Annotated in this window: 10 protein-coding genes; 9 read left to right on the top strand and 1 reads right to left on the bottom strand. The window is 37.6% G+C overall.

Going from position 1 to position 13381, the window contains the following annotated elements; genetic code table 11:
* The first annotated feature begins 90 nt into the window (after window positions 1-90).
* The 7 genes from IGK54_RS11710 to IGK54_RS11680 all read left to right on the top strand — a co-directional run bounded on the left by IGK54_RS11710 (window position 91) and on the right by IGK54_RS11680 (window position 8848).
* Window positions 91-555: an RNA polymerase sigma factor gene (locus IGK54_RS11710; RefSeq protein WP_025187365.1), complete on the top strand. Its 465-nt coding sequence runs from the start codon at window positions 91-93 to the stop codon at window positions 553-555.
* A gap of 2 nt (window positions 556-557) precedes the next feature.
* A complete protein-coding gene (locus tag IGK54_RS11705; RefSeq protein WP_430603031.1) occupies window positions 558-1484 on the top strand; it encodes an anti-sigma factor in 927 nt (308 codons plus the stop codon).
* 151 nt (window positions 1485-1635) lie between these two features.
* Window positions 1636-3417, top strand: a complete 1782-nt coding sequence (locus IGK54_RS11700; RefSeq protein ID WP_430603029.1) for a DNA-binding protein — start codon at window positions 1636-1638, stop codon at window positions 3415-3417.
* Between the two features lie 111 nt (window positions 3418-3528).
* On the top strand, window positions 3529-4269 hold the full coding sequence (gene truA / locus IGK54_RS11695; RefSeq protein ID WP_430603027.1) for a tRNA pseudouridine(38-40) synthase TruA: 741 nt from the start codon (window positions 3529-3531) through the stop codon (window positions 4267-4269).
* Between the two features lie 102 nt (window positions 4270-4371).
* Window positions 4372-4755, top strand: coding sequence for a potassium channel family protein (locus IGK54_RS11690; protein ID WP_002367385.1), 384 nt, complete (start codon window positions 4372-4374; stop codon window positions 4753-4755).
* A 128-nt stretch (window positions 4756-4883) separates the two neighbouring features.
* Window positions 4884-6146 carry a serine/threonine transporter SstT gene (gene sstT, locus IGK54_RS11685; RefSeq protein ID WP_002355037.1) on the top strand — a complete coding sequence of 421 codons (1263 nt, stop codon included), beginning with the start codon at window positions 4884-4886 and terminating at the stop codon, window positions 6144-6146.
* A gap of 149 nt (window positions 6147-6295) precedes the next feature.
* The gene (locus IGK54_RS11680) at window positions 6296-8848 is read left to right on the top strand and encodes a cation-transporting P-type ATPase (RefSeq protein WP_142957056.1); all 2553 of its coding nucleotides are present in this window, start codon (window positions 6296-6298) and stop codon (window positions 8846-8848) included.
* 5 nt (window positions 8849-8853) lie between these two features.
* On the opposite strand, the gene IGK54_RS11675 is transcribed toward IGK54_RS11680, so the two are convergent.
* Window positions 8854-10293, bottom strand: a complete 1440-nt coding sequence (locus IGK54_RS11675) for a helix-turn-helix domain-containing protein (protein WP_161796742.1) — start codon at window positions 10291-10293, stop codon at window positions 8854-8856.
* A 208-nt stretch (window positions 10294-10501) separates the two neighbouring features.
* Here IGK54_RS11675 and IGK54_RS11670 point away from each other — a divergent pair, with 208 nt between their 5' ends.
* Both IGK54_RS11670 and IGK54_RS11665 read left to right on the top strand, forming a co-directional pair.
* Window positions 10502-12091 carry a type I restriction-modification system subunit M gene (locus tag IGK54_RS11670; RefSeq protein WP_002396645.1) on the top strand — a complete coding sequence of 530 codons (1590 nt, stop codon included), beginning with the start codon at window positions 10502-10504 and terminating at the stop codon, window positions 12089-12091.
* Window positions 12088-13338, top strand: a complete 1251-nt coding sequence (locus tag IGK54_RS11665) for a restriction endonuclease subunit S (protein ID WP_430603025.1) — start codon at window positions 12088-12090, stop codon at window positions 13336-13338. Before IGK54_RS11670 ends, IGK54_RS11665 begins: the two co-directional genes overlap by 4 nt.
* The last annotated feature ends 43 nt before the right edge of the window (window positions 13339-13381 follow it).

The following is a 13381-nucleotide window of genomic DNA, read 5'->3' as shown; positions in this document are numbered from 1 at the left end:
ATTGAGAGAAAAAATACATAAAAATAATGAACGAAGGACTGTCCACTTTTTCCCTAGTTGAAACGTTGTATAAGTGAAAGGAGAAATCAGATGAAAAAGGAGGCAAATTTTGACGAAGTACTATTTTCTTTGGGGCAAGAAGTCATCCAAGTCTTGATTCACCGAGGAGCAAGTCTTGAAGATGCACAAGATGCAGTGTCGCAAACGTATACAACGATTTTTTCAATATTACCTGAAATTACATCAGAAAATCTACGCCCGTGGTTTTTCCGAGTAACATTTAATTACTACATTACGATGTATCGAAAAAAGAAACGAGAACGCACTTTTGTGGCAAACAGCCATCCTGTGCAATCAATAGAAAAAATGGAAGGGCAAGAGTTATTATTATTGATTGATTCCTTAAAAGATGAGGAACAAGAACTATTGCTTTTGAAATATTATTATCAATTATCGTATGCCGAGATTGCGTTGATTTTAGAATTATCTGTTGAAAATGTTCGCAAAAAATTGTATCGCACACGTCAAAAATTAAAAAAAGAACTGGAGGAATAGAAGTGGATTTAAAAAAAAGTATTCGTAAAGCGAAAAGAAAACAATTTATCGTGATTGGTGCCATAACCGTTGTTAGTTTTGCCGTATTGTTTGTCGGTTTTTTTGTGGGAATGGATAAACTTTCGACGAAAAACTATCATACCCTACTAGAAGTAATTAATGATCAAGAAATGATTGCTTCACCAAACACTCAATTAGATTCCCAAGTAATTGCTAATAGTTCGCCTTTTGGGGGCGAAGTTGTAACTAATCGTTCAAAAAATATTGATGGTTACACGGTGGAGTGGAGTAATTTACGTAGCAGATATAGCTTTTTCAGAAATTCGATTGACTGGAATGAAGTCTATCCTGGTAGCTATTATTCTTCTAAGAATTTTTATGAATACAACCGACAAACCAAGCAGAAAGTAGCATCTTTTTATAACCCAGCGATTACCAATTACTATGGTGGTATCAAAAACGAATTAAGTGAATTAGATAAAATGGAAAACCAAGTAGCGGAAGTGGCGATTTCTTTTGATAAACCTTATCCATATGAAGAAGTCCGCAAAATGTTACCGAGCAATATCAACTTAGTTTGGCTCTATGTTTACTCCGAAACGGTTAATGAAGCAGAAGGTCCTTCTGGTACGCTGCCTTATGGTTTTCAATTAAGCATGGACGATCACAACGAAATATTTGATCCTGAAAATGACAAGCAACACTTTTTTGAAACCTTAGAAAAATCCCCCATGTTTGCTGACAACCAAGAAGGCCAAAAGTTTATCCAACAAAATAAAAATAAAAAAGTCGAAAAATTACCTATTTGGGGAGTCATGCTTACCGGACAAACTAAAAATTTCAAAGCCTTACAAAATGAACCTTTTGTTCGTGGTGCTTCAATTGGCGTGACCGCGCCTATCGTTCCTTATATTCAGCCAGAGAAATAAACGTTATTCAGAACTCTAAGCCTTCCGACTGATTTTGCTTCAACGATATTGTCAGTAAAAATAGAAAACGTTATAATAGAATGGATCACAGGAAGTGCTTCTACAATGCGTGGGAGCACTTTTTTTACTTATCTATGAGGAGGGCAAGTGAATGTTTTTTAATTTTATTGGGTTAACGTTATTTTTTGGTATCGGGATCTTAGTTTCGAATGGCGCCAACATTGTAGCGAATAAAGGGAAAAAGAGTAAAGGGACTATTCTATTAATGGTGATGGAACTGCTCTTGTTAGGTATCTTTTTATTTGTGACTTTGCCAAGTAAAAATCTTTCAACCGTGTTATGGATTAATCTGATTGGTGCAGTGATTGCTAGTGGGGTGTTATTAAGTACACGCTTAGCTAGTAAAGTCGAAGTTCCTGGTATCCAAAAGGGCCGCAAAGAAGTAGGAAAGAATACCAACAAAACGGCTAACAAAGACTGGTCTGGCAAAATTTTGGGTGTTGCCGTTTTGGCAATGATTTTGTTGACCATTGTCAGTAGTATTACCAGAATTTCTTCCATTGATGAAATTTATCAAACAATTCCTTTAAAAACGGAAGAAAAAGCTGAAGTTTTAACTTCGGCGAAAGAAACACCCATTGCGATTGCACCACAAACGGCGAAACGAAAAATGTTACAGAAATTTTCTGTCATTCCCAATTCCAATATGTTTACTTTGGATGGTATAACGGCACAAGTTGTCAATGGCGAGTATGTTTATGTAGCAACAGTCGAATTTAATGGCTTCTTTAAATGGCTAAAACTGGGGGAAGTACCTGGCTATTTCATCATTAGTGCGACAGATATCAACGCACAGCCAGAATTTGTAGAAAAACCAATTGTTTATACTCCTTCAGCTTACTTTGGCAAAGATGCCGCACGAAAAATTTATTCCGCTTATCCAGGTTATGCAGCAACTGGCACAATCAATTTAGAGCTGGACGACCAAGGGAATCCTTACTATATTCAAACGCTTTACAAAGAGTATGGGGTTTCTGGTCGCATGCACTATAATGAATTTAAAACGGCGGTATTAAATGCTACAACAGGAGAAGTTAACGTTTATGACAGTCAAAAAGCTCCAAGTTTCGTTGATGCGCCGATTACTAGTTCAGCGGCGAATAGCTTAAATGAATTCTTTGGTCGTTACAGTCAAGGCTGGTGGAACCAGACAATGTTTGGTGCCAAAAAAGATGTTAAAATTCCAACTGAAAATGGTATTTATGCATCAGGACAAATTACGCCGATGATGAACAAGGAAGGGAACCAGTTGCTTTATTTTACGGACTTTACAAGTAGTGAAAAAGACCAAGATTCCGCTTTAGGTTATTCCTTAATCAATGCCCGAACAGGCCAAGTTACGTATTATCGTGATACTAAAGTCGGCATTATGGATAGTGATGGCGCCATTTCTATCGCTTCAAAAATTTATCCAGAAAAGAAATGGAAAGCTAGTATGCCAGTCCTTTATAACATTGATGGTGTACCAACGTGGATTGTTTCGTTAATGGACAGTAAAGGGATTTTCAAAAAATATGTCTATATAAATGCTGTAGATAATGATATTGTAATTGATGCAGACACGGCTCAAGGCGCATTAGACGCTTATCGAATTGAGTTAGTAACAAAAGGAAGCAACAATGAAAATACAGACAAAGCCAACTTGAAAACGATGCAAGGTAAAGTAGCTCGTGTCTCAGTAGTAGCTGGGGAAGCGCAAACGGTAGTTTCATTTTTACTAGAAGATGAAAAAACCATTTTTAGCGTAACAACTAATAACAGTCCGCTGGCGCTATTCTTAAAAGAGGGCGACCAAGTGACATTTAAAGCCGTAGTGACTGAAAATGCTAAAGCAGCGAATGTTGAAGAATTGAAAATTGCAGGATTAAACTAAATAAAACACCTCTTTTCTATAGAAAAGAGGTGTTTTATTCTTGGAAAAGAAGAAAAATCCACTTATTTCTGCTATGATAAGAGAGAAAAAGAATACGAAGGAGCTTCGCCCATGCGCAACATAAAATTAACCATTGAATATGATGGTAAAAGATACTCAGGTTGGCAACGACTAGGCAATTCAGAGAAAACGATTCAAGGGAAAATTGAAAGTATTTTAACACAAATGACGGGTGAACTGATTGAAATTATTGGCTCAGGCAGAACGGATGCCGGCACACATGCACGTGGTCAAGTAGCGAATTTTAAAACGACTAGTTCACTAACAACAACCGAAATGTTATCCTTTTTAAATCGATATTTACCTGGCGATATTGTTGTTAAAGAAGTTACAGAAATGCCTGAACGTTTTCATGCACGGTATAACGCCACAGGCAAACAATACAGCTACTATGTTTGGAATAGCCCAATTCCTAATGCCTTTGAACGGTATCATAGTTTTCACTTTCCCAAAGCGTTGGATCAAGAAAAAATGGAACAAGCTTGCCAAAAATTAATAGGGACCCATGATTTTATTGGTTTTTCAGCATTGAAAAAAACCAAAAAATCGACTACTCGAACGATTGAAAAGATTACGATTGAAAGAAACGGCGAAATGTTACAGTTCACTTTTGTGGGCAATGGGTTCTTGCATAAAATGGTCCGCATCCTCGTTGGGACACTTTTAGAAATTGGTGTAGGCACCAAAGAATTAGCGATAATTGATGAATTGTTCGCAACAAAAGTCCGAGAAGGCGCAGGTGAAACGGCTCCTGCACAAGGGTTGTTTTTAGATGAAGTGTATTATAAATAACAAAAAAATAAATTTTCTTTAACCACACCAATTAAAAAGTTGAACTTTATCTAAAAAGTGCTAACGTTAAGAAGAGATTAACAATAGAAAGAGGTCATTTTTTTGCTATCTTTACTTATTTCTGTCAAAAAATTATTTTCATCTTTTTTAGGTATCTTAAAAAAAGAAGACACTCGTGCCTTGTTCTTTTTACTGGCAACCACGTTGTTGAGTGGGACTATTTTTTATTCAACAGTGGAAAAATTGTCGCCATTAGATTCGTTATATTTAAGTTTCATGACGTTAACCACGATTGGTTATGGAGATGTGCATCCAGTTACTGACTTGGGAAAAATTTTCACCATGATTTATGCTACAGTAGGCTTGGGGATTATGGCTATGTTTATTTCGGTCGTAGCAAAATCCTACTTGTATTCTAAACAAAGTCATCACCACCATCACCATAAAAACAAAGAACATTCAGCGGAAAAGTCTTCAGAAAAATAGACGAAATTGATGAGTTGACCAAGTGTTTCTCGAAAAATGAAAGTTTTTTGAGAAACACTCTTTTTTTATCTTAATAATTATGGTAGTATGTCCCAAACTGTATTTTATTTTAAAGGAGCGTGAAGTGAATGGTCAAAGCGATTCGGAAATTATCGTTAATTCAAAAAATCATGATAGGGATTGTGATTGGAACCACCTTGGGTTTCTTGGTGCCGGAATGGACCTTCATCAGCGTTCTTGGTGAATTGTTTGTGGGCGCCTTAAAAGCAATTGCGCCGATTTTAGTTTTTGTCTTAATTATTGCGTCGCTAGCCCAACAAAAGGCTGGGGCGAAAACATATGTTGGATCAATTTTAGTTGTGTATCTGTTAGCGACATTTTTGGCAGCTGTTGTTGCCGTGACGGCAAGCTATCTGTTTCCCGTTAAGATTGTCTTGGAGGCGGCGCAGGAAGCGCAAGCAGCCCCAACGCAACTTAGTGATGTTTTAAGCAATGTGTTAACAAGCGTTGTCCAAAATCCGATTCAAGCGATGATTGAAGGCAATTATTTATCTGTTTTATTTTGGTCCTCATTAATCGGTATTGGGTTACGTCAAAGTTCGGTCGCTACCAAGGATGTGATTGCCAATCTTTCAACAGGGATTACCACGGTCGTTCAAATGATTATCGGCATTGCGCCAATTGGAATTCTAGGTTTGGTGTTTCATTCGGTGGCAACAACAGGCATTGCAGGGTTAGCCAAGTATGGTCAGTTACTATTATTGTTAATTGGTACGATGGCCGTGGTTGCTTTAGTCGTTTATCCAGCGATTGTTTTTTGGAATATTCGGCAAAATCCGTATCCGTTAGTCTTTTTTGTATTAAAGGAAAGTGCGATTCCCGCATTCTTTACACGCAGTTCTGCGGCCAATATTCCCATTAATATGGAATTGGCGAAAGCAATGGATTTAAATGAAGAATCTTATGCGGTCTCTATTCCGCTAGGCGCAACGATTAATATGGGTGGCGCAGCCATTACGATTACCATTATGACATTGGCGGCAGTCCACACATTAGGCATGTCCGTACCAATCTATTTAGCATTATTGTTGAGCATCATCGCCGCTGTTTCTGCTTGTGGGGCTTCAGGAATTGCTGGCGGCTCCTTGTTGTTAATTCCGCTTGCATGTAGTTTGTTTGGCATTTCCAATGACATTGCCATGCAAGTCGTCGGCGTTGGCTTTATCGTCGGCGTAGTCCAAGATTCCATTGAAACAGCGTTGAACTCTTCTAGTGACTTGTTGTTTACCACCTCAGTTGAGTTAGCAGACCGACGTAAAAATGGTGAAATTATTGATGTCAAAGCATTAATTGGCAAAAGTCAATTGGTGGTCGAACAAGAAAATATTTAAAAGAAAGGAACAACCCGCTAAAATGCTGGTTGTTCTTTTCTTTAATAATCTCGGCCCCATTTTTTTCAGGGGCCACTGAAATTATCGACCATTTTGTGAAGAAAATCCTCTCTATAATAAAGGTATCAAGTAAATAGGAGGTACACGAAATGAAATGGTATCAACTTTCCTCAACAAAAGTAATCGAGCAGACTAAGACGAAGCAAACGGGTCTTTCTAGCGAAGAACGTCAGCAACGTTTACAAACGAATGGTCCAAATAAAATTGAAGAAAAACAACAACTGAAAACGTGGCAAAAGCTAGCCAAACATTTTACAGATTTACTAATGATGGTCTTACTCGCTGCCGCAATTCTAAAATTTGCCACAGGCGAAGTGGTCGAAGGAAGTATCATTTTTCTAGTGGTGCTTGTCAATGGCTTTGTCGGTTATTGGCAAGAGCGTAAAGCAGAAGAATCATTAGACGGCCTTAAACAGATGATGGGCCAAGAGGCAGTCGTTCTAATTGATGGACAAAAAACAACCGTTTCTTCTGAAACATTGGTTCTGGGAGATGTAGTCACGTTACAAGCTGGTGATGTAGTCCCAGCAGATTTGCGCTTATTTGATGTTCATAATCTGATGATTGAAGAATCAATTTTGACAGGTGAATCAGAAGCCGTGGAGAAAATTACCAGTTCCTTGAATGAAGAATTGCCAACAGGCGATCAAAAGAATTTGGCTTTTTCAGGAACACTTGTCCAAGCAGGTTCGGCCTTAGGTGTTGTAGTAGAAACAGGAGATTCCACTGAAGTTGGAAAAATTAATCACGCGTTGCAGTCAGTAGATCAAAAAACAACGCCGCTCGTACGGAAAATGCACCAATTAAACAAGCAAATTTTCCAAGGGATTATGGTCTTGATCGTGTTTCTGATTTTCTTTACCACTTTTCGTCATGGCATGGAATGGAGCCTCTTATTTTCTGCGATGATTGCATTAATTGTAGCAATGATCCCAGAAGGCTTACCTGCTGTGTTAACGATGATTTTATCGATGGGTGTTCATGAGATGGCTAGAGAAAATGCGATTATTAAAGGCATGCCTTCCGTTGAAACATTAGGTTCAATGACAGTTATCTGTTCAGACAAAACAGGAACACTAACTAAAAATGAAATGACGGTAATGGATGTAGTGACTGAAGAAATGACCATTGTCAAAGAGATTATGGCCAACTGTCAAGAATTGAAATTACAAGACCAACAAAAAATCGCCGACTTGCAAGGGAATCCTACCGAGTTAGCTTTACTACAATATGTTGATCAGGATCAACTGTCTTTACGCCCTGTAGAAAAGAAAATTCCGTTTAGTTCAAGTTACAAATACATGGCCACTCGCCATCCGCAAGCAGAAGGTTCAATTATTTATGTCAAAGGTGCGCCAGAAGTATTGTTACAACTTTCTACGTTATCTGATAATCAAAAAGGTGCTTGGCAAGCACAAGCTGCGCAATTAGCGCAAAAAGGACAACGGGTATTAGGTTTCGCTTATAAGGCAGTTACGTCACAACAGGAACTGACACATGAAACATTGTCAGGATTGACGTTTACTGGACTGGCAGGCATCATCGATCCGCCAAAAGAAAGTGCCATTCAAGCCGTCAAAGAATCTCAAGAAGCAGGTATTTCCGTCAAAATGATTACCGGAGACCATAAAGATACAGCGCAAGCCATTGGCGAGCAAGTTGGTTTAAAGCATACGAAAAAAGTCCTTGAAGGATTAGAAATTGATGCTATGTCAGATGAAGAATTAGCTCAGCATGTTCAAAAAGTCGATGTATTTGCACGAACGACGCCAGAACATAAATTACGAATTGTCACGGCGTTACAAAACAATGGCGAAATTGTCGGAATGACCGGCGATGGCGTGAACGATGCGCCAGCACTAAAGAAAGCCGATGTCGGAATTGCCATGGGAATTAAAGGAAGTGAAGTAACCAAACAAGCCGCAGATATGGTTTTGGCAGATGATAATTTCCATACGATTGCTAAAGCCGTGAAAGAAGGACGCCGCATTTTTGATAACTTGAAAAAGACGATTACCTTCTTCTTGCCAACTTCTTTGGCACAAGGCTTAATTGTTGTCTGGGCGCTTTTAATGAATCATCCTCTACCGTTGACACCTGTCCAGATATTATGGGTAAACATGGTAACTACGATTACTTTGTCTTATGCATTAGGTTTTGAAAAAGCGAGTGCTGATACCATGAAACGACCACCAAGAGATGTCAACGAAGGCATTTTAACAAAGTACAGTATTTTTAGAATCGTCTATGTGTCGGTACTCATTATGGTACCAGGTTACCTCATGGCGTTACAATTTGAGGGCCCAGCCTTACAGCAAACGTTCCTCTTACAAAGTATCGTCTTAGCGCAAGCAGCGTATATGATCAACTGTCGTAAGTTGGTTGATCCGTCGTTAAGCACAGGCTTTTTCCAAAATAAAGTGTTGTTTGCTTCATTAGGAATCCTCTTTTTACTACAAGCACTAGTGGTCTACTTGCCAGTAGCGCAGCAATTAATTGGCACAACTTCTTTAAATGGCCTTCAATTAGCAATGATTTTCGTCCATGTTGTGAGTCTGTTTTTCCTTGTTGAAGGGGAAAAATATATAACCAAACGATTCATGACGAAAGAAAGCCAAAAAACTAGCGAATGTCCTCGCTAGTTCCTTTAAAAATAAGAATGAAGAGTGAGCTCTGCTAGTCGGCGGAGTTCATTTTTTGTTGGAATTAAAGAGAGATAAAAGACAGGAAAATCAAGATGATCCAAGGGGAAATTGGAAATAATTATGTCGGCTTCATTTAACGTCAACTGGCTTAGTTCCACATATTCAATAGCTTGTAATTTCACACGAGTACCTAAATAAGCAGCTAATTCTTGTTGTAAAAAAGCTTTCCAAGCAGGTTCCCCTTGAAAGAGGAAATAGGCAGTCATCGTTTGCGCCTGAATGGAATAACTGGCTTGTTTTTCTAACAAAGAAGCCAAACTAAGAAAATAAGTCGGTTCTTCAATCGTGGTGTAGCGAGATAAAATCTCCAAAAGTTCTTGGTTGCTCTTTGATAACGCAAGGTCCTCTGCGGCTTGTTCGGTCATTAATTCTTGATATTCCAATTGAAATTGCTCAGAAAGTGTTGGGGACTCGGTATATTTAATGAATAACAATAACAGATTATCCAATAAATTTGTTTGGATTAAATCAGGCCGGGCTTCTTCAGTGGACAAATTAGTGACAAACTGTTGTAACGACTTTCGCAGCTGACTGTAATGAGTGTGGAGCGCAGAAGCCAACGTTTCGCCATAGACATTATCGTAATTCCAGCTTTCTAAGAAACAAAAGAAGGCGAAAAAACTTTCTTCCCCTTGCAAATAGATGCCTTCAGAAGCATAAAGCTTTGCCAAGGACGGTTGATAAAGTTGAAACAAGACATCTTTTGAGTCAAAAGAAAATTGACTCACTCGGCAATTGGCTTTGTTGCGAATCGTGTTAATGAAAAACCAACAAGCACCAAAAATTTCTTCCGTTTCCACCGTCAACTCACTACTGTAAACTTGTTTCAAAAATTGAAAATAATGCTCCTCATGAATAGAATAATCGTCAAAAAAATAATTATTATGAGTAAAAGGCACCAACAAACGATGATAAAAAATCCGAATATTACTTTCTGCCCCGATTAGCTGAATGGTCGTCGTGGTTAGTTGAATCGTTAAATGAAAATCACGTAAGGCCTGATTCATTTTTTTGATATGTCGCTTCAAAGTTTCATAAGAAACACCACTAGTGCTCAAAAAAGAAGTTGTTACTAACTCTTTCGTAAATAGTAGCTCTTTTAATAGCTGAATACTAATGGATTGAGGTAAAAATAATGACCAAAGCTCATTGGTTTGCGCATTCCCCTGATTACGTAACCGAATACCACTGCTATCGGTTTCAATGGACCAGTCGGCGGGTAATTGACTGCGAATATACTGTAAATCCGAAAAAACGGTTCGCTCTGTCGTTTGGATTTGCGCAGCTAAACGCTTGGCTGTCAGCTGGGGAACATTTAACAACTGTTCCAACAAACGAATTTGCCGAAGCAAATCTTTTTCCGTTATCACACGTTTTAACATGGAGTACATGGCAAAACCTCCTTTTGCTTAAGAATACGGATAAAAAGGGGATTGGTCAATCAAAAAAGGGGAGAAGTGTGAAAAGGGATTGACATTTATTGAGTTAATTCATTACACTTACACTGAGGTACTGTGTAAGTTCAAAATTTCTATCTTTGGAAATCAATCTTCACAGAAAATTCAGACAATTAGAAAAGAGGATAATATCTTGGGAGCAGAATTAAATCAACGGTTATTCAGCGCTGCAGACAATCTTAGAAGTAAAATGGATGCGTCTGAGTACAAGAACTACTTATTAGGATTAATCTTTTATAAATATTTATCTGATAAATTATTACAAACAGTAGTGACTTTAGCAGATGAGTCACTAGAAGAATATGATACGCCAACAAAACAAACAGAGCTATATAAAGAATTGCTAGAAGATGAGGACTCTCGTCAAGACTTAATTGACACCTTAGTCGATACATTAAGTTATGATATTGAGCCAGATTATTTATTTAGCAGTTTAGCAGAACAGGCAAAACAAAATGTTTTCCAATTAGATGACTTGAAAAAAGCCTTTGTTTATTTATCTTCAAATTATAAACAATTTAATGGCTTATTTGATGATGTTGATTTACAATCGAAAAAATTAGGTTCCGATGACCAACAACGAAATGTAACAATTACGGAAGTATTAAAAAAATTAAATGATATTGATGTCACGGCTCATGAAGGCGATGTGATTGGTGATGCGTATGAGTTCCTAATTTCGCAATTTGCGTCTGAAGCTGGAAAAAAAGCAGGAGAATTTTACACTCCGCATCAAGTTTCGGATATGATGGCGCGGATTGTGGCATTAGGTCAAGAAGATAAAAAGTTGTTTAGTGTTTTTGACCCGACAATGGGCTCCGGCTCGTTGATGCTGAATGTCCGTAACTACTTGAATTATCCAAAAAGTGTCAAGTATCATGGACAAGAGCTGAATACGACTACCTTCAATCTTGCAAAAATGAACCTAATTTTGCATGGTGTGGAAGCGGAAGATATGAACTTACGGAACGGAGATACGCTCAATAAAGATTGGCCAACAGATGAGCCATATACCTTTGATTCTGTAGTTATGAACCCACCATACTCGGCAAAATGGTCGGCGGATGCCTCATTTTTAGATGATTCACGCTTTAACCGTTATGGCAAATTAGCACCGAAATCGAAAGCAGATTTCGCCTTTTTACTGCATGGTTATTATCATTTAAAAGATTCAGGAACTATGGCGATTGTCTTGCCGCATGGGGTTCTTTTCCGTGGTGCTGCCGAAGGTGTTATTCGTAAAAAATTATTAGAAGATGGTAGTATTTACGCAGTTATTGGCATGCCTGCCAACTTATTCTTTGGTACATCAATCCCGACTACGGTTATTATTCTTAAGAAAAATCGTGACAATCGAGATGTTTTATTTATTGATGCAAGTAAAGAATTTACAAAAGGGAAAAACCAAAATAAATTAGCACCCGAACATATTGATAAAATTGTTTCAACTTATATTGAACGTCAAGATGTAGAAAAATATGCGCATGTGGCGACTTTTGAAGAAATTGTTGAAAATGATTATAACTTGAATATCCCACGCTACGTGGATACATTCGAGGAGGAACCGCCTGTGGATTTGGTGGCATTAAATAATGAAATCAAATCCACAAACCAGGAAATAAAAAAAGTAGAAGCTGAGTTATTAGCTATGCTTGATGATCTGGTGGTAACGGAGGAAACTCAAGCACTGATTGATGCTACGAAAGAGGTGTTTGGAGGATGAGGGACGAGATGAAAAAGGTCCCTCGGCTCCGTTTCCGCGGGTTTCAGGAAGATTGGGAACTGTGTAAGTTATCTAGCCTGATGTCATTTTCAAATGGTATCAATGCCCCGAAAGAGAATTATGGCAAAGGACGTAAGATGATCAGTGTAATGGATATCCTCGATGAGCATCCTGTAAAGTATGAATATATACGTAATTCTGTTCAAGTTAATGAAGAAATTGAATCAAAAAATAAAGTTGAGTATGGAGATCTAGTCTTTGTGAGGTCATCTGAAGTTCCAGAAGAAGTAGGGTGGGCTAAAGCATATTTAGAAGAAGAATATGCTTTATATAGCGGGTTTTCGATTCGAGGAAAGAAAACAAATGAATTTAATTCACATTTCGTTGAACTTACATTGAATTCTATCAACAGAAAACAAATAGAAAGAAAAGCAGGTGGTAGTACCCGTTTTAATGTTAGTCAAACTATTTTGAATAGTTTAGAGCTACTGGTTCCGAAAATTGAGGAACAGAATAAAATCAGTTACTTATTCAAAAAACTCGACGATACCATCGCTCTTCATCAGCGTAAGCTTGATCAGTTGAAAGAGTTGAAGAAAGCGTATTTGCAAGTAATGTTTCCTGCAAAAGATGAACGAGTACCTAAGGTTCGTTTTGCTGATTTTGAGGAAGAATGGGAACTGTGTAAGTTGAATACTATTTATAAAAAAATTAGAAACGCATTCGTTGGAACTGCAACTCCGTACTATGTAAAAGAAGGAAATTTTTATCTTGAATCTAATAATATTAAAGATGGAAATATCAATCAAAATACTAAAGTTTTTATCAATGATGAATTTTATGAGAAACAAAAGGATAAATGGTTAGAAACTGAAGATATAGTCATGGTTCAATCAGGACATGTAGGCCATACTGCTGTCATACCAAAAGAATTGAATAATACAGCTGCTCATGCATTAATTATGTTCCAAGAACGAAAAAGAGAGACCAATCCATACTTTCTCAATTATCAGTTTTTAACTGATACATCAAAAAGAAAGCTGGACATGATAACTACAGGTAATACAATCAAACATATATTAGCTTCTGAAATGAAAAGCTTTGAAGTTTTTGTATGTGAATCTGCAGAAGAAAATCTAATTTCAGATTTTTTTAGGAAATTAGACGACACTATCGCTCTTCATCAAAATAAATTAGAGCAATTAAAGGACTTGAAAACATCTTACCTCCAAAACATGTTCATCTAATTCAATCCCAGTTACTTCTACATGTAGCAGTAACTGGGATTGT

It is taken from the genome of Enterococcus sp. DIV2384 (assembly GCF_050534975.1).
Lineage (GTDB): Bacteria > Bacillota > Bacilli > Lactobacillales > Enterococcaceae > Enterococcus > Enterococcus faecalis.
Note: the sequence above shows the minus strand (reverse complement) of the source record. Positions and strands in the feature narration are given on the sequence as shown.